General features: G+C 56.6%; 6 protein-coding genes. 2 read left to right on the forward strand and 4 right to left on the reverse strand.

From position 1 onward, the window contains the following. Positions 1-16: 16 nt before the first annotated feature. The gene (locus tag PFEN_RS30535) at positions 17-11,656 is read right to left on the reverse strand and encodes a calcium-binding protein (RefSeq protein ID WP_224770915.1); all 11,640 of its coding nucleotides are present in this window, start codon (positions 11,654-11,656) and stop codon (positions 17-19) included. Between the two features lie 1,424 nt (positions 11,657-13,080). Here PFEN_RS30535 and PFEN_RS07845 point away from each other — a divergent pair. Then, complete coding sequence (locus PFEN_RS07845; protein WP_191486303.1) at positions 13,081-14,304, forward strand: glycosyltransferase family 4 protein; 1,224 nt, start codon at positions 13,081-13,083, stop codon at positions 14,302-14,304. 194 nt (positions 14,305-14,498) lie between these two features. Here the strand turns inward: PFEN_RS07845 and PFEN_RS07850 are convergent, their stop codons facing one another. The 3 genes from PFEN_RS07850 to PFEN_RS07860 form a co-directional block, all read right to left on the reverse strand. Then, a complete protein-coding gene (locus PFEN_RS07850; RefSeq protein ID WP_191486304.1) occupies positions 14,499-14,867 on the reverse strand; it encodes a hypothetical protein in 369 nt (122 codons plus the stop codon). Positions 14,868-15,299: 432 nt separating this feature from the next. Continuing rightward, positions 15,300-17,012 carry a TolC family protein gene (locus PFEN_RS07855; protein ID WP_191486305.1) on the reverse strand — a complete coding sequence of 571 codons (1,713 nt, stop codon included), beginning with the start codon at positions 17,010-17,012 and terminating at the stop codon, positions 15,300-15,302. A 294-nt stretch (positions 17,013-17,306) separates the two neighbouring features. Further along, positions 17,307-17,912: a hypothetical protein gene (locus PFEN_RS07860; RefSeq protein ID WP_191486306.1), complete on the reverse strand. Its 606-nt coding sequence runs from the start codon at positions 17,910-17,912 to the stop codon at positions 17,307-17,309. A 121-nt stretch (positions 17,913-18,033) separates the two neighbouring features. On the opposite strand from PFEN_RS07860, the gene PFEN_RS07865 reads away from it, so the two are divergent. Then, positions 18,034-19,017, forward strand: a complete 984-nt coding sequence (locus PFEN_RS07865) for an IS5 family transposase (protein WP_191486430.1) — start codon at positions 18,034-18,036, stop codon at positions 19,015-19,017. The last annotated feature ends 31 nt before the right edge of the window (positions 19,018-19,048 follow it).

Genomic DNA, 19,048 nt, shown 5'->3' on the forward strand with positions numbered 1-19,048 from the left:
AGTTAGATTATTGAGTTCAATGCCAGTTAGCGGCGAGCACAGGGGCCAAAGCTGCTTGTTCGTTCGCGCTCAGGGCCGATAGGCTGGTCTGCCCCGCACTCGGTGGCGCGAAAGCCGCCATCGCACTGACCAGGTTATCGACTTGACTCGCGAGTAATACCTTGCCATCGCCTGCCTGAATTTGCCCCACTTGATTCGTCGGTGCGACATACCAGTTCGCGATCGTTTCGGTATCCGAGGTACCCATAATGTTGATCACCAGATCATTGCCGTTGTGTTGGAACCAGAGCTGATCTGCCTTGATATCCGCCGCGTATTGAAGACGATCCGTACTACCCGCGACGACCTGGTCGTTGATTCGATCTGCTCCGGCGCCGCGCGCAACCGCATACGTATCGCCACCGCTGCCGGTGGTGAAGGTCGCCAGCCCATTGGGTCGATCCAGTGTATGGGTACCATTGGCATCGAAAACCTGAACTAGCAAGTGACCATCAGCGTTAAACGTATCGCTGCCATAAGAACCATCGCTGGCAGTCCAGTGATCCCCAGTCACGACGCCAAGGGTGTAGTAACGTGTGATGCGGTTACCTTTGCCGTCGTCCGCATCGGTAGATATCAAGCTACCGTCGCTGGCAAGAGCGATATTGACGACATTAGACAAATTCCATACGGTGCCATCGGCAAATTGCACCTGCTGTACCGGGTTGTAAGGATTCGCCGAATTACCCTGGTAGAAGAAACCGCTGATCGTGATCTTGTCAGTGGTGCCGGCGATGCTCAGCTCCAGCGCGCCATTACTGACGCCCGTCTGACTGTCATAGACTTGCCGAAGCACTACATCGCTTGGGGCCACACCCACCTTGAACTGCAAGGTATTGAGCTTGTTGACCGTGGTGTCGTAGCTGATCGTCACCAGATCCTGGCCGTCGCCACGACCGAACAGAAAGGTGTTGTTGCCAGTCCCGCCAGTCAGGGTGTCGTTGCCGGCGCCACCATCCAGCACGTCATTGCCCGCGCCACCGTCGAGGGTGTCGTTACCCGCTCCCCCCAGTAGGGTGTCGTTGCCGTCACCACCGTACAACACATCGTTGCCATCGCCGCCATCGACCAGATCGTTGCCGGCTGCCCCGTTGAGGGTGTCGTTGCCCAGCCCGCCGGTCAACGTATCGTCGGCCGACGTGCCGCGGATGTTGTCGTCGCCAGCCGTGCCAGCCAGCAGCGTGGCGGTGATGGTGGCCATATTCCAGGTGGTGCCGTCAGCAAATTGCACCTGCTGCACCGGGTTGTAGGGATTGGCCGTGCTGTCGGTATAGAAGAAACCACTGATCGTGATCTTGTCAGTGGTGCCGGCGATGCTCAGCTCCAGCGCGCCGTTACTGACGCCCGTCTGGCTGTCATAGACCTGCCGAAGCACTACATCGCTGGGGGCCACACCCGCCTTGAACTGCAAGGTATTGAGCTTGTTGACCGTGGTGTCGTAGCTGATCGTCACCAGATCCTGGCCGTCGCCACGACCGAACAAGAAGGTGTTGTTGCCAGTCCCGCCAATCAATGTGTCGTTACCGGCGCCGCCATCCAGCACGTCATCTCCCGCGCCACCGTCGAGGGTGTCGTTACCCGTTCCCCCCAGTAGGGTGTCGTTGCCGTCACCACCGTACAACACATCGTTACCGTCGCCGCCATCGACCAGATCGTTGCCGCCCGCCCCGTTGAGGGTGTCGTTGCCCAACCCGCCGGTCAACGTGTCGTTAGCTGATGTGCCGCGGATGTTGTCGTCGCCGGCCGTGCCGGCCAGCAGCGTGGTGGTGATAGCTGCCATATTCCAAATCGTGCCGTCAGCAAATTGCACCTGCTGGACCGGATTGTAGGGATTGGCCGTGCTATCGGTATAGAAGAAACCACTGATCGTGATTTTGTCAGTAGTGCCGGCGATACTTAACTCCAGCGCGCCGTTACTGACTCCCATCTGGCTGTCATAGACTTGCCGAACCACTACATCGCTTGGGGCTACACCCGCCTTGAACTGCAAGGTATTGAACTTGCTGACCGTGGTGTCGTAACTGAGCATCACCAGATCCTGGCCGTCGCCACGACCGAACAAGAAGGTGTTGTTGCCAGTCCCGCCAATCAATGTGTCGTTGCCGGCGCCGCCATCCAGCACGTCATCGCCCGCACCACCGTCCAGGGTGTCGTTACCCGCACCGCCCAGAAGCGTGTCGTTGCCGTCACCACCGTACAACACATCGTTACCATCGCCGCCATCGACCAGATCGTTGCCGCCCGCCCCGTTGAGGGTGTCGTTGCCCAACCCGCCAGTTAACGTATCGTCGGCCGACGTGCCACGGAGGTTGTCATCGCCGGCCGTGCCGGCCAGCAGCGTGGCGGTAATAGCGGCCATATCCCAGGTCGTGCCGTCAGCAAATTGCACCTGCTGGACCGGGTTGTAGGGATTGGCCGTGCTATCGGTATAGAAGAAACCGCTGATCGTGATCTTGTCAGTGGTGCCGACGATGCTCAACTCCAGGCCCACGTTAGGTCCAAAGTTCGGGTCGTACACCTGCTTCAGCACCACATCGCTTGGCGCAACACCCGCCTTGAACTGCAACGTATTGAGCTTGCCGACCGTGGCGTCGTAGGTGTACGTCACCTGGTCCTGGCCATCACCGCGACCGAACAGGTAGGTGTTGTTGCCAGTCCCGCCATTCAGTGTGTCGTTGCCAGCACCGCCATCCAGCACGTCGTTGCCCGCGCCTGCGTCAAGGAAGTCGTTACCCGCTCCCCCCAGCAGGGTGTCGTTACCGTCACCACCGTACAACACATCGTTGCCATCGCCACCATCGACCAGATCGTTGCCCGCCGCCCCGTTGAGGGTGTCGTTGCCCAGTCCACCGGTTAACGTATCGTCGGCCGACGTGCCGCGGAGGTTGTCGTCGCCAGCCGTGCCGGCCAGCAGTGCGGTGGTGATAGCGGCCATATTCCACGTGGTGCCGTCAGCAAATTGCACTTGCTGTACCGGGTTGTAGGGATTAGCCGTGCTGTCGCTATAGAAAAAACCGCTGATCGTGATCTTGTCGGTGGTGCCGGCGATGCTCAACTCCAGGCCCGTGTTAGGTCCGAAGTTCGGGTCGTACACCTGCTTCAGCATCACGTCGCTTGGCGCGACACCCGCTTTGAACTGCACCGTATTGAGTTTGCCGACCGTGGCGTCGTAGGTGTATACCACCTGGTCCTGGCCATCACCGCGACCGAACAGGTAGGTGTTGTTGCCGGTCCCGCCATTCAGCGTGTCATTGCCGGTGCCGCCATCCAGCACGTCGTTACCCGCGCCACCATCAAGGGAGTCGTTACCCGCTCCCCCCAGCAGGGTGTCGTTGCCGGCCGCCCCGCTGAGGGTGTCGTTACCCAGCCCGCCGCTCAATATATCGTCGGCCGACGTGCCGCGAAGGTTGTCGTCGCCAGCCGTGCCCGCAAACAGCGCGGCGGTGATAGCGGCCATATCCCAGGTGGTGCCGTCAGCAAATTGCACCTGCTGGACCGGGTTGTAGGGATTGGCCGTACTGTCGTTATAGAAGAAACCGCTGATCGTGATCTTGTCGGTGGTGCCGGCGATACTCAACTCCAAGCCCGCGTTAGAACCGAAGTTCGTGTCGTATACCTGCTTCAGCATCACATCGCTTGGCGCGACACCTGCCTTGAATTGCAATGTATTGAGCTTGTCGACCGTGGCGTCGTAGGTGTACACCACCTGGTCCTGGCCATCACCGCGACCGAACAGGTAGGTGTTGTTGCCAGTCCCGCCATTCAGCGTGTCGTTGCCAGTGCCGCCATCAAGCACGTCGTTACCCGCACCACCATCAAGGGAGTCGTTACCCGCTCCCCCCAGCAGGGTGTCGTTGCCGGCCGCCCCGCTGAGGGTGTCGTTGCCCAGCCCGCCGGTCAACATATCGTCGGCTGACGTGCCGCGGATGTTTTGGTCGCCAGCTTTGTCGGCCATGCCGGCCAGCAGTGCGGTGGTGATAGCGGCCATATTCCACGTGGTGCCGTCAGCAAATTGCACCTGCTGCACCGGGTTGTAGGGATTGGCCGTGCTGTCGTTATAGAAGAAACCGCTGATCGTGATCTTGTCGGTGGTCCCGGCGATGCTCAACTCCAGGCCCGCGTTAGATCCGAAGTTCGGATCGTACACCTGCTTCAGCACCACGTCGCTTGGCGCGACCCCCGCTTTGAACTGCAATGTATTGAGCTTGCCAACCGTGGAGTCGTAGGTGTACAGCACCTGGTCCTGGCCATCACCGCGACCGAACAGGTAGGTGTTGTTGCCAGTCCCGCCATTCAGTGTGTCGTTGCCGGCACCGCCATCAAGCACATCGTTGCCCGCGCCACCATCAAGGGAGTCGTTACCCGCTCCCCCCAGCAGGGTGTCATTGCCAGCGGCCCCGCTGAGGGTGTCGTTACCCAGCCCGCCGCTCAACATATCGTCGGCCGATGTGCCGCGGAGGTTGTCGTCGCCAGCCGTGCCCGCAAAGAGCGTGGCGGTGATAGCGGCCAGATCCCAGGTGGTGCCGTCGGCAAATTGCACTTGCTGGACCGGGTTGTAGGGATTGGCCGGGTTGTCGTTGTAGAAGAAACCACTGATCGTGATCTTGTCAGTGGTGCCGGCGATGCTCAACTCCAACGCGCCGTTACTGCCTCCCATCTGGTTGTCATAGACTTGCCGAACCACTACATCGCTTGGGGCGACCCCCGCCTTGAACTGCAATGTATTGAGCTTGTCGACAGTGGCGTCATAGCTGATCGTTACCACATCCTGGCCGTCGCCACGACCGAACAGGTAGGTGTTGTTGCCGGTCCCACCAATCAGTGTGTCATTGCCGGTTCCGCCATCCAGCACGTCATTGCCCGCGCCACCGTCGAGCAAGTCGTTACCCGCACCGCCCAGCAGGGTGTCGTTGCCGGCAGCCCCGCTGAGGGTGTCGTTGCCCAACCCGCCGCTCAACATATCGTCGGCCGACGTGCCACGGATGTTGTCGTCGCCGGCCGTGCCCGCAAACAGCGTGGCGGTGATGGCGGCCATATCCCAGGTGGTGCCGTCAGCAAATTGCACCTGCTGCACCGGGTTGTAGGGATTGGCCGTACTGTCGTTATAGAAGAAACCACTGATCGTGATCTTGTCGGTGGTGCCGGCGATGCTCAGCTCCAGCGCGCCGTTACTGCCGCCCATCTGGCTGTCATAGACTTGCCGAAGCACCACATCGCTTGGGGCCACACCTGTCTTGAACTGTAATGTATTGAGCTTGCCGACCGTAGTGTCGTAGCTGATCGTCACCACATCCTGGCCATCGCCACGGCCGAACAGGAAGGTGTTGTTGCCGGTCCCGCCAGTCAGCGTGTCGTTGCCGGTGCCGCCATCCAGCACGTCATTGCCCGCGCCACCGTCGAGGGAGTCGTTCCCCGCGCCACCCAGCAGGGTATCGTTGCCGGCAGCCCCGTTGAGAGTGTCGTTGCCCAGCCCTCCGGTCAGCGTATCGTCGGCCGACGTGCCGCGGAGGTTGTCGTCGCCAGCCGTGCCCGCAAACAGCGTGGCGGTGATGGCGGCCATATCCCAGGTGGTGCCGTCAGCAAATTGCACCTGCTGCACCGGGTTGTAGGGATTGGCCGTACTGTCGTTATAGAAGAAACCACTGATCGTGATCTTGTCGGTGGTGCCGGCGATGCTCAGCTCCAGCGCGCCGTTACTGCCGCCCATCTGGCTGTCATAGACTTGCCGAAGCACCACATCGCTTGGGGCCACACCTGTCTTGAACTGTAATGTATTGAGCTTGCCGACCGTAGTGTCGTAGCTGATCGTCACCACATCCTGGCCATCGCCACGGCCGAACAGGAAGGTGTTGTTGCCGGTCCCGCCAGTCAGCGTGTCGTTGCCGGTGCCGCCATCCAGCACGTCATTGCCCGCGCCACCGTCGAGGGAGTCGTTCCCCGCGCCACCCAGCAGGGTATCGTTGCCGGCAGCCCCGTTGAGAGTGTCGTTGCCCAGCCCTCCGGTCAGCGTATCGTCGGCCGACGTGCCGCGGAGGTTGTCGTCGCCAGCCGTGCCCGCAAACAGCGTGGCGGTGATGGTGGCCAGATCCCAGGTGGTGCCGTCAGCAAATTGCACCTGCTGCACCGGGTTGTAGGGAGTGGCCGTGCTGTCGTTATAGAAGAAACCGCTAATCGTGATCTTGTCGGTGGTGCCGGCGATGCTCAACTCCAGGCCCACGTTAGAACCGACGTTCGGGTCGTTCACCTGCTTCAGCACCACATCGCTTGGCGCAACACCCGCCTTGAATTGCAATGTATTGAGCTTGTCGACCGTAGTGTCGTAGCTGATCATCACCACATCCTGGCCGTCGCCGCGACCGAACAGGTAGGTGTTGTTGCCGGTCCCGCCAGTCAGTGTGTCGTTGCCGGTGCCGCCATCCAGCACGTCGTTGCCCGCGCCACCGTCGAGAGAGTCGTTGCCCGCTCCACCCAGCAGGGTGTCGTTACCGTCACCACCGTACAACACATCGTTGCCGTCGCCGCCATCGACCAGATCGTTGCCGGCCGCCCCGTTGAGGGTGTCGTTGCCCAGCCCACCGGTCAACGTGTCGTCGGCCGATGTACCGCGAATGTTGTCGTCGCCAGCCGTGCCTGCAAACAGCGAGGCAGTGATGGCGGCCATATCCCAGGTCGTGCCGTCAGCAAATTGCACCTGTTGTATCGGGTTGTAGGGACTGGCCGGGCTGTCGTTATAGAAGAAACCGCTAATCGTGATCTTGTCGGAGGTCCCGGCGATGCTCAACTCCAAGCCCGCATTAGGTCCGACGCTCGGGTCGTACACCTGCTTTAGCACCACGTCGCTTGGCGCGACCCCCGCCTTGAACTGCAAGGTATTGAGCTTGTCGACCGTGGAGTCGTAACTGATCGTCACCACATCCTGGCCGTCGCCACGGCCGAACAGGTAGGTGTTGTTGCCGGTCCCGCCAGTCAGCGTGTCGTTGCCGGTGCCGCCATCCAGCACGTCGTTGCCTGCGCCGCCGTCGAGGGAGTCGTTACCTGCTCCACCCAACAGGGTGTCGTTGCCGGCCGCCCCGTTGAGAGTGTCGTTGCCCAGCCCGCCGGACAACGTATCGTCGGTCGACGTGCCGCGTAGGTTGTCGTCACCAGCCGTACCGGCCAGCAGCGTGGCGGTGATAGCGGCCAGATCCCACGTGGTGCCATCGGCAAATTGCACTTGCTGGACCGGGTTGTAGGGATTGGCCGGGCTGTCGTTATAGAAGAAACCACTGATCGTGATCTTGTCAGTGGTGCCGGCGATGCTCAACTCCAGGGCGCCGTTACCGCCTCCCATTTGGCTGTCATAGACTTGCCGAAGCACCACATCGCTTGGCGCGACACCCGCCTTGAACTGCAACGTATTGAGCTTGTTGACCGTGGTGTCGTAGCTGATCGTCACCACATCCTGGCCGTCGCCACGACCGAACAGGAAGGTGTTGTTGCCGGTCCCGCCAGTCAGTGTGTCGTTGCCGGTGCCGCCATCCAGTACGTCGTTGCCCGCGCCACCGTCGAGGGAGTCGTTCCCCGCGCCACCCAGTAGGGTATCGTTGCCGGCCGCCCCGTTGAGAGTGTCGTTGCCTAGCCCGCCGCTCAACGTGTCGTCGGTCGACGTGCCGCGGATGTTGTCGTCGCCAGCCGTACCGGCCAGCAGCGTGGCGGTGATAGCGGCCAGATCCCAGGTGGTGCCGTCGGCAAATTGCACTTGCTGGACCGGGTTGTAGGGATTGGCCGGGCTGTCGTTATAGAAGAAACCACTGATCGTGATCTTGTCAGTGGTGCCGGCGATGCTCAACTCCAGAGCGCCGTTACCGCCTCCCATCTGGCTGTCATAGACTTGCCGAAGCACCACATCGCTTGGGGCCACCCCCGCCTTGAACTGCAACGTATTGAGGTTACCGACCGTGGCGTCGTAGTTGACCGTCACCAGATCCTGGCCGTCACCACGACCGAACAGGTAGGTGTTGTTGCCAGTCCCGCCAATCAATGTGTCGTTGCCGGCACCGCCATCCAGCACGTCATTGCCCGCGCCACCGTCGAGGAAGTCGTTACCCGCTCCCCCCAGCAGGGTGTCGTTGCCGTCACCACCGTACAACGTATCGTTGCCGTCGCCGCCATCGACCAGATCGTTACCGCCCGCCCCGTTGAGGGTGTCGTTACCCAACCCACCGGTCAACGTGTCGTTAGCTGATGTGCCGCGGATGTTGTCGTCGCCGGCCGTGCCGGCCAGCAGCGTGGTGGTGATAGCTGCCATACTCCAGGTCGTGCCATCAGCAAATTGCACCTGCTGGACCGGGTTGTAGGGATTGGCCGTGCTGTCGTTATAGAAGAAGCCACTGATCGTAATCTTGTCAGTGGTGCCGGCGATGCTCAACTCCAGGGCGCCGTTACCGCCTCCCATCTGGCTGTCATAGACTTGCCGAAGCACCACATCGCTTGGGGCCACCCCCGCCTTGAACTGCAAGGTATTGAGGTTACCGACCGTGGCGTCGTAGTTGACCGTCACCAGATCCTGGCCGTCGCCACGACCGAACAGGTAGGTGTTGTTGCCGGTCCCACCAATCAGTGTGTCGTTGCCGGCACCGCCATCCAGCACGTCATTGCCCGCGCCACCGTCGAGGAAGTCGTTACCCGCTCCCCCCAGCAGGGTGTCGTTGCCGTCACCACCGTACAACGTATCGTTGCCGTCGCCGCCATCGACCAGATCGTTGCCGTCTGCACCGTTGAGGGTGTCGTTGCCCAACCCGCCGGTCAACGTGTCGTTAGCTGATGTGCCGCGGACGTTGTCATCGCCGGCTGTACCGGCCAGCAGTGCGGTGGTGATAGCGGCCATATCCCAGGTGGTGCCGTCAGCAAATTGCACCTGCTGCACCGGGTTGTAGGGATTGGCCGTGCTGTCGCTATAGAAGAAACCACTGATCGTGATCTTGTCAGTGGTCCCGGCGATACTCAACTCCAGGCCCACGTTAGGTCCGAAGCTCGGGTCGTACACCTGCTTCAGCATCACGTCGCTTGGCGCGACACCCGCTTTGAACTGCAATGTATTGAGCTTGCCGATCGTGGTGTCATAGGTGTACGCGACCTGGTCCTGGCCATCGCCACGGCCGAACAGGTAGGTGTTGTTGCCGGTCCCGCCATTCAGCGTGTCGTTGCCGGTCCCGCCATCCAGCACGTCGTTGCCCGCGCCTGCGTCAAGGAAGTCGTTACCCGCCCCCCCCAGCAGAGTGTCGTTGCCGTCACCACCGTACAACACATCGTTGCCATCGCCACCATCGACCAGATCGTTGCCGCCTGCGCCGTTGAGGGTGTCGTTACCCAGCCCACCGGTCAACGTATCGTCGGCCGACGTGCCGCGGAGGTTGTCGTCGCCAGCCGTGCCGGCCAGCAGTGCGGTGGTGATAGCGGCCATATTCCAGGTGGTGCCGTCAGCAAATTGCACCTGCTGGACCGGGTTGTAGGGATTCGCTGTGCTGTCGCTATAGAAGAAACCACTGATCGTGATCTTGTCGGTGGTCCCGGCGATGCTCAACTCCAGGCCCGTGTTAGGTCCGAAGTTCGGGTCGTACACCTGCTTCAGCATCACGTCGCTTGGCGCGACCCCCGCCTTGAACTGCAAGGTATTGAGCTTGCCGACCGTGGCGTCGTAGGTGTACCCCACCTGGTCCTGGCCATCGCCACGGCCGAACAGGTAGGTGTTATTGCCGGTCCCGCCATTCAGCGTGTCGTTGCCGGTGCCGCCATCCAGTACGTCGTTGCCCGCGCCGCCGTCGAGGGAGTCGTTACCCGCGCCGCCACTGAGAATGTCGTCGCCACTACCGCCGATTAACGTATCGTTTGCGTTCTGCCCTAACAATATATCGGCGTTCGCTGTTCCGCTGACGTAGCCGGTCACCAGGCTCACATTCATTTCGGTCAGTACGGCTTGTAAGTCCGCATTACCCGCGGCAGATTGCACCCATGTACGCAAGGTGCCGAGCCCATCCCAACCCTGTTGAAATAACTGTTTACCGGCAGCCTGATCCAATTCAATCAGATCGTAATACGCATTTTTTGCGTCGGTTTTTTTTGCTGTTTCGAGCTTGGTATTCAACCCCGAAAAATCAAGGAAAAAACCCGTTTGCGCATCAAAATTTAACTGGATGCTATCCATGTACGGCTTCAAGCGCGTTTGCAGCAGCAACCCTTGGTACACCGATTGGCGCAGCGTATCATACGATTGGTTGATGGCATCGATCTGCGGTTGCTGCAACACTAAATTATCGCTGTTTATCACCAGCGGATCCGCCGCTCCCGCGCCGCTGAACGCATTTTGAAGACTGTAGGTGAGGCTGCCGATCTGTAGCGTTGTCGTAACGGCGTCGGTGTTGCCGTCGCTGTTGGCATCTTGTGAACTCAATGAAAAATTAAAGAATTGTTGGTGGTTAAAGATCTCCAGAATACGAGTTTTTGCCAGTGCTTCCAGTTTGGTATTGTCACTGAAGCGACCCACGGTCAATTCGCTGCCATCGTACTGGCTACCTTGGTAGTTCACGACAAAATCGACATTACGCTGAAGAGTATTTCCACCCCAAGAATAAGTGAACTGCGTACTGTCGAGTCGATTCACCCAATCCTGCATCAGCGTGTTGGAGTTAGCCCATCCACCCAACAGGGTATCGAGCAAGGCCAGTTGTTGATCACGCGTGGTGGCTTGGTCGTACTGACGCAATATCGCTTCCAAGCCTGTAGACTGGGTCGCTGCCTCACGCAAATCGCGCACAGCACCCGAACCTTGTATGTTCGGCAAATCCTGCTCAGCGGCGGGAATCGGCAGCGCCGGGAATTGGCGATAGAACGGATTAGAGGCAAGATTTAAATTGGCCGCTGCAGACAACACATCGGCGCTGGTATTGTCGTTCCAGGTAAAACTGCCTTTTGCGGTTTCGATATTGCCGTTGCCGAGATTAAGTGAGACCGCTTGGTTGCTCAGATTGATTGATTTGATGCCGACCACGCCATTCGGGCCGGTGATTGCATCCAGCGAGATCAACTCTCCCGGATCGGTGATGCCATTGCTATTGGTGTCCTTCCAAATTTTCAGCTGTGACCACTGCGCATCGCTCGAATCAATTTTACCATCGTGGTTGCTATCGAGGTCGGCGAGTGCATCGAAACCGTTGAGCGCTTTGGTGCCGTCGCTTTTTACATACGCATCACCAAATAACTCGGTACCGTTATCGATTTGGCCATTGCCATTTTTATCGATAACCAGAAAACCATCCGTAGGCGCTATCCAGCCCGTACCGGTTTTAGTTCCGCTGCCATCTGCGTCGAATAATACCTGGCCATTGGCAGGCAGGGTTTCGATGCCGTTGCCATTGAGATCGAGCGCCAGTGGATCGCGGCGCGGGACGAATTGCACTGCACGCTGAAAAAAAGCATTTGTATTTGGGTCAACTCCTAGACGATCTAGGATGTTATTCCCATCATAAATTTTATCAAGAATTTTATGATCAAAAACCAAATCATGCAGCAAAGCAAGAGCGATATTTATTATACCAGGATCAGTTTCCGACTGGGGGGCCGACGCACTTAAACCTTCCAAATAGTTTCCTCTGGCATATATTGCCCGCATTCTATTTAGCTCAACCTCTGTCTCCGGCGGAGCTCTATAGGTCAAATCAAATGGAACAGTAGCGCTATACCACCCACCATCGGAATAATTATATGTGAAACCCTGTATCGCATCGGGATCAACATACCCACCCAATTGTTCGCTATGTACTATCGCGCCTATGACGCTGGCTACCTTCGCCCCTACCACAGCATTTACTGCGGTCGTAGTAGACGTTTTTGCTACTTGTTTTAACACCCAGTCCTGAATTGACATAATATCCCTATAAGAACAGACAAGACAATCGCTACGAGAACAAGAAATATAAAGCCAAAGAACGATGCGACAAAGTCAGAATAACGTCCCTCACCTTTAAATCGCCCTCTAGTAATAAGCTTCAAAAACCAGAGGCCTATCCTATACAAAATAATACCAAAAATCACATCCAGAATAATCATTCGCCCCCCTGGCCATCATGAACTCTTCAAAGCAAGCACTTACAACTCCGACAACCAACCTATAGCAAACGCCCCTACTAATACACAAATCGCAAAAGCAGCCTCACATAGAATTAATATCGCCTTAAAATATATAAGCCACCTATATTTTGCCACATATTCGCCACGCCGAGGAAAGCTAAAGCGACAGGAGCAAAATCGATTCTCATATAATCACCCCTGCAAACACTTGCATGAATGAGGTAACACCTTCCACTGTCATGCCCCCTAATTACTCAAAACAAATAGAAATAACAACGCACGCGACACAAAAAAAGCAGTCGCAATAAGTAGCTCGTCATGCATACAAGCGGAAATTGTCCACTACTAAGATTAGATAAGGCTGGAGGCCTCGTGCGAAGCCCCCACTCCTTATATGGAGCTTTCTCTTCTTTTGTCAGAATTAGTATCGCCGGCCCAAGCGCGGAGCCTGCACTCATCACTGCCATCATAATACCAATTTCCAACAAACCCATAGCGCGTCCCTCGCAGCGATAAACACTCGCATGAATTATCAAACCGCATACCCATCAACCTAAATGCAACTTATTAGCCCTCGCACAACCTCTTTAAAATTACGAGACGAGTCGCTGCCACACACAAAATACCCCCCAGCGTTATGACTCCTAACTCATGCATTACACCTTAAGATCAACAACAAAAGCTATTTTTCAATGCATTCAATCTCGACACCAACAACGACACCTCGCCGAGCTTAGAATGCCACCTTAACGTCGTCGGTAATCATTTTGTTCAGCGCCTTAGGCCAAATACGCCAGAGGCGTGCTAGCATATTGCCTTCAAACCAGCACACTACGATACATTTTTTTGATTGACAAGCATCTCAGTCGTATATTTTAGAAATTCTTTTAACACTTAAAAATGATTTTATGCTCTGAAGGATCAGCTGCCTCCGCCATGAAAATCCTGTTCGTCCATCAGAATTTCCCCGGTCAATACCTGCATCTTGCACGCTTTCTGAGCGCTGACCCCAGCCATGAAGTCGTGTTTATCACACAGCGCAAAGCCGCGACCTTGCCCCGGCTCAAAACCATCAGGTATCAACCGAGTCGCAGGGTCACACCGAACCTGCATCACTATTTAGTGGATGCCGAGGCCGGCATATTGAATGCGCAGGCGGTTGTGCGCGTCGCGCTTGATTTGAAGCAATCCGGCTTCGTACCGGACGTAATGCTGGGGCACAATGGCTGGGGCGAAATCTGGTACTTGAAGGAGGTTTATCCGCAAGCACCCTTGCTCGGCTATTTTGAATTTTTTTATCACTTACGCGGTGCTGACGTGGATTTCGACCCCGCGGTATCGCCGCCGTTCGACAGCGGGCCACGTCTGCGCACTAAAAATCTCGGTAACTTGATGGGGCTCGATGCCGTCGATCTAGGGCAGTGTCCGACCGAGTGGCAGAAGTCGCTGTACCCAAAGCGCTATCAGTCACTGCTACATGTCATGCACGACGGCGTCGATACGCGTGCCGTGACGCCCGATGCCACCGCACACTTAAGGATTCCGAATACCGACATCGATATCGCGTGTGGAGACGAGATCGTTACGTATGTCGGACGCAATTTGGAACCGTATCGCGGCTTTCCGCAGTTGATGCGCAGCTTACCCACGATCCTGAGTCAGCGCCCGAATGCACGCGTGTTAATTGTTGGCGGTGATGAGATCAGTTATGGCGCGCGCTTGCCGGGAGGACGCACGTATAAGCAGGCGCTATTGAGCGAGTTAGGCGACAGCCTTGATCTTAATCGAGTGCATTTTCTCGGCAAAGTACCGTATTCGGTCTTTCTTAAAATTTTGCAAGTGTCCTGCGTACACGTGTATCTGACCTATCCGTTTGTATTGTCATGGTCGATGCTGGAAGCGATGTCGGCAGGTTGTGTGATCGTCGGTTCGAAAACCCAGCCCGTCGAGGAGGTAGTACGCCATGGAGAGAACGGCTTACTGGTTGACTTCTTTTCGCCTGAGCAGATCGCGGATCGCGTGATCGATGTGCTAAAGGAGCCACGAGCGTTCGCCTCGCTGCGGCACAATGCACGTCAAACCATTGTGAATCACTACGACCTACAGACGATATGTCTGCCCGCGCATTTGCAGTTATTGCGAATGCTCGCAGACCGTTGAAAAATTCAACTCCAATGGCCCGAACATACCAGGCTCGATGCTTTTTCCAAGCACTTAGATTTGGCGCATCCTTCAAGTGACCTGATCTCAGGCCTTCTGCGCCGACTCCAACGCGATTTTTACGTCTTTCGCCGTTTCCCGGGCGTTACTCGCCCTATATACATGAGCCCTCCAGCGTTTCAAACTTACAGGCTCTAAGTCAGGTCTATCTCGAGCGCGAGCACCCAGCGGCTAAGTGATGCCAAATACACCAAATCAAGCACATCAAAAAAAACCCATCCTCGAGTCCTTACTGAAAAAGCCTGAACGGCTTGCCTAGGGGAAATACGCAGCGTATTACTGGTCGACAAGACTTCATGAGACTTGTTTCCAATGTAAGGCGAATTTCTGGGATCAAGAAGACCGACTTGCAATGTCCCGGAAACGTCCGGAAGGCTCAGGGCTAAGGTTTCACCAGTTGCCAAGCGTCCTACAACCGCACCATCAAAGAAAATTTCCAGCGGGATGCACCGGCCGTAGGAGTTGTCAAGAAGACCTTTCTTCCGATGAATCGTGATTTCCATGTACAGCCCTTAATGTGGTGATCACATAGAGTATCTTGCATTTTGACAACCAGCTACCTGGTCACTCGATACTGGTTTCGAACTGTCTTTTCCAAGGAGGGCGGTCATCGAAATCATCACGTCCGCAAGCTGCGAACTGCCACCCCGAGCAAAGTCCGTATCTGACGTCGTTGCCATAAGCTATTGAGTGTGACAAGTGTTTTACCCGGACACTTACCTTGGAATACGTTTTGGGCCAAGCCGATACCAACGGTTTCGATTTCCATGGCTGATTGCCCCTTTGCACAAGTGGATAGCAACACTGCACACCCTGGCACAACGATACGATTATCAGTGGGAGCGTCCACCCCATTGCTTACATTCGGTGTTCGTATCGGCATCAACAAGAAAGGCCTGAGTTTCTGCAGGCCTTTCTCTGTATCTCAAGGAAGCTTAATTTAAGCTCTGCAGGTCCAGGCTCCCCAGGCTCGACGCCAGTTGAATCCGTGCATTCTGCCACCCGGCCAACGCGGCAATCTGCTGTTGCCGTGCATTGGCTAAGGCCGTCTGGGTCGTAATCAATTCCAGTATGCCTGCTACCCCTTTTGCATAGCGCGCTTGTGCCGCATCGAACGCCTGATTGGCGCTGTCGAGAATTTCCTGACCGGTGCGTACATTTTCGGTGTCGACCTTCAACGTCTGATAATTGCTCCAGACACTGGACGCCACTTGCAGCTCGGTATCGCTCAAGCTGGCTTCCTTGCCTTCGACTTGTGCCTGGGCGCCACGAACCTGATAGGTACGGGTAAAGCCCTCGAAAATCGGGATGCTGAGCTCTATCCCAATCGAACGGTCCCGGTTGGTCTCACCAAAATACTGCTGACCAGCACCGGAACTTTGCGGTTGATTGCTGTAGCTGTATTTGCCAACAAAACTGATCGTTGGCCGCCCTTGTGCTCGAATGACTTCTTCGTGGGCCTGGGCCGCCGCCAGCTCTGCCCGGGCCGCAATCAACGAAGGATGACGCTCTTCAGCCGTTTGCAGTAACTGATCGACGGACTGCACAAAGGACGCCTCGGGCAACATGACCTTATCTGCGTCGACCAAATGTAGGGGAGCGTTCGGGCGCCGCCCCATGTCGATAGCCATCAGGCCCAGCGCGGATAGCCAATCACCTTCCGCTTTGTTGCGGTTGAAGGTGGCCTGCGAATACGACGTTTGTGCCTGCAACTGATCACTGAGCGAAGCCACGCCACGCTGCACCCGCATTGCCGCCGCGTCCAGGACACGCTTTGCATCCGCCTGGATGTCTTGCGTCGCCTGCCTGTTTTTTTGCGCGACGAACGCAGCGTAGTAGTCTTTGACCGTGTTGGCAAAGACCGTCTGCAATGCACTGTCCTGCCCGGCCAGAGCAGAAGCCAGCAGGCTTTGCGCATAATCGACGTTCGCCGATCTGGCACCAAAATCGTAGAGCACCCATGTCAGTTTCAGGGCAGCATTTTGGTAGTTGCTGTTGGACTGGACATGGAACGGATTACCTGAAGTGCCATAGCTGGAAGTATGGTCTTTCGCCACTTCCGTGGTGCTGGCTAACGTCGGCAGATAGGCGGCCTTGGAGACACCGACTTGCGCAGCTTGCGCCTTTACAGTAGCCCACGCCTCTCGGGTTTTCGGATTGCGGCACAAGGCACTGGCGACGATATCGGGCAAGGTCAGCTCTGTCTTTGCGCCCTCCGCACAAGCATCCGTTGCGACCGACGGATCAAACATCCGGTTGGCAGGCGTTGTGGGTACGACACCCAACTGTCGCAATGGATCAATCGGTCCTGATTCGAAAGCCAAACATTGACCAATGCTAACAAAAAATGCACTACACGCAACGGCATTACGCAGAACACCCCTTCTCAAACTCACCATGCCGCTCCACTCATCCTTTGACGTGTTGCCCGTGTTATTTGAAATGACCTTAAATGGCGGTAGAAATCGGACGCCACGCAGCTTCAGCTCCCGAGCGAGGATCAAACTCGTAACGCCTATCGGCGACGCACCGGCAGCTTCTGGCACCTCAACTATGTCACCAATGCTGCCATGATGAGTACAGCTTTCCTGAGCCTGATGAACGCATGCGACGGTGAGAAAGATGCAAGAACCGAAAATTCTGGTCATGGACAATCGCACGAGTGATGCCATAAAAAAGAGGCCGCATTTGCGGCCTCGTTTTCAGTCATTGTCGATTCATGTGCACAGAAAAAAAAAGGCCGGGCCTCTTCGATCAGCAATCGATCTTATCTCGCCACCCTGAGGCTTTCGGCAAGACCAGGCACGAATTGCCTGGCGGCATGGGCACTCACCTGAAGGGCTTCACCGGCATACGCGCTCCACCAGCAAAGCTTATTACAGCTTCAGCGCATGAACAAGCAACGAATACGTATCGCCTGCCAGGACACTCATCGCCATAGTCTACCAAAGCTCGTCTGGCGGAAACTCTTCTCGCTGGCCACTCAAAATACAATCCCATCCCCACTCACGTAAACGGATATTGCGCTCGTGTTCCTTGATAACTATCACTGGAATTGATTGGTCTTCTAGGGTAAGTGAAAACTGCGGAGCCATCGCATACATGACATCAAGCCCCATCTTGCCATCCAACAGGCGACACATTATCTTTACACGCCGGGGCCAGTCTAGGGAGGCTGTCTTTTGACTGCCTCGGTAAGCTAACAGGTTAAGGAAGGCAGATGCATGAATAAAATCTTTATCAATCATCCACATGCGATGGTATTGCTCAAGACCCAGAGGAAAAATATCTCGTATTAAAATTCGTAACAGTGGAACGGCAACCCTTCTCTCATGCAGCTCAATACAGAGAAGCAGTAAAACATTATAAAGGGAACGCGCAATTTTTTTGGCCAGGGCTATTTTGCTTCTTTCTGATGCGTCACGTAGCAACCATATTAAGCAGGCAAGCACATCTAGGTTGGATCTGCGTTCAAGCTTTTTCAGGGTGCGCTGAGTGATGGGTACAGGCTTGAGAAAGCTAGAAACCCCTATATAGGACGTCTCCAAGAGTACCTCTTGAACCCCTAAGGAAACGCTGATTTATTCCAGCCCGCTCCCCAAGCAGTTCCACCACAGCGCCTGACTTGAGATAATCACGTCCCCCGATACCCCCATGAGCCTGCCTGTCATGCAATCGAGCTTTTCCGACCTGGAATACACCGCCAAGAAGAAGCTGACACGGCGCGACCGTTTTCTGGCCGAAATCGACGCCGTGACCCCGTGGCAGGCGCTGATCACAGAGCTGGAACCCTTCTACCCCAAGGGCAAGGGGCCGGGCCGTCCACCTGTGGGCCTGGAGCGGATGTTGCGCATGTATGTGGCCCAGCAATGTTTCGGCCTGTCCGATGAAGGGATCGAAGACGCGATCTACGACAGCCAGTCGATCCGCCGCTTCGTTGGCATTGATCTGGGACGCGAGGCTGCTCCGGATGCCACCACCTTGCTGAAGTTTCGTCGCCTGCTCGAAACCCACGCGCTGACCCGCAAAATTTTCGACACCATCAACGGGCATCTGGCCGCCAAGGGCCTGTTGATGCGTGAAGGAACGATTGTCGATGCCACGCTGATCGCGGCGGCGCCGTCAACCAAAAACCGGGAAAAAGCCCGAGATCCGCAGATGCACCAGACGAAAAAAGGCAATCAGTGGTACTTCGGCATGAAGGCGCATATCGGTGTCGATGCCGACTCGGGTCTGGTGCACACCGTGCTGGCGACGGCGGCGAATGTGGCCGACGCGACTCAGGCGCATGCCTTGCTGCACGGCGAGGAAACGATAGCGTTCGGCGACACGGGTTATCAGGGCGTCGAGCGACGTAAAGAACAAAGCGGCCTGAACGTGGACTGGAAGGTGGCGATGAAGCGAGGTCAGCGCAAAGCCTTGCCGGACGATGAGATCGGAGAGTGTATGAACCTGCTGGAAAAGGCCAAGGCCAGTCTTCGGGCCAAGGTCGAGCATCCGTTTCATGTGATCAAGAATCTGTTCAAGCATCGCAAGGCGCGTTACCGGGGCTTGGCCAAGAACGAGGTGCAATTATTTTCGCTGTTTGGTTTGGCGAATCTGGTGCTGGCCCGTCGACAAGCGATGTCGATTGACACCCAAGGTGCGTCCTGAGGGGAAGCGCCAGAAGAGCTGGCACTTCCCC

The sequence above is a fragment of the Pseudomonas sp. FEN genome, assembly GCF_904067045.1.
GTDB lineage: Bacteria > Pseudomonadota > Gammaproteobacteria > Pseudomonadales > Pseudomonadaceae > Aquipseudomonas.

Bases quoted from the DNA above. Each gene is read 5' to 3' on its own strand.
- PFEN_RS07845 (WP_191486303.1), top strand. From the start codon at position 13,081: ATGAAAATCCTGTTCGTCCATCAGAATTTCCCCGGTCAATACCTGCAT.
- PFEN_RS07850 (WP_191486304.1), bottom strand. From the start codon at position 14,867: ATGGAAATCACGATTCATCGGAAGAAAGGTCTTCTTGACAACTCCTAC.
- PFEN_RS07855 (WP_191486305.1), bottom strand. From the start codon at position 17,012: ATGACCAGAATTTTCGGTTCTTGCATCTTTCTCACCGTCGCATGCGTT.
- PFEN_RS07865 (WP_191486430.1), top strand. From the start codon at position 18,034: ATGCAATCGAGCTTTTCCGACCTGGAATACACCGCCAAGAAGAAGCTG.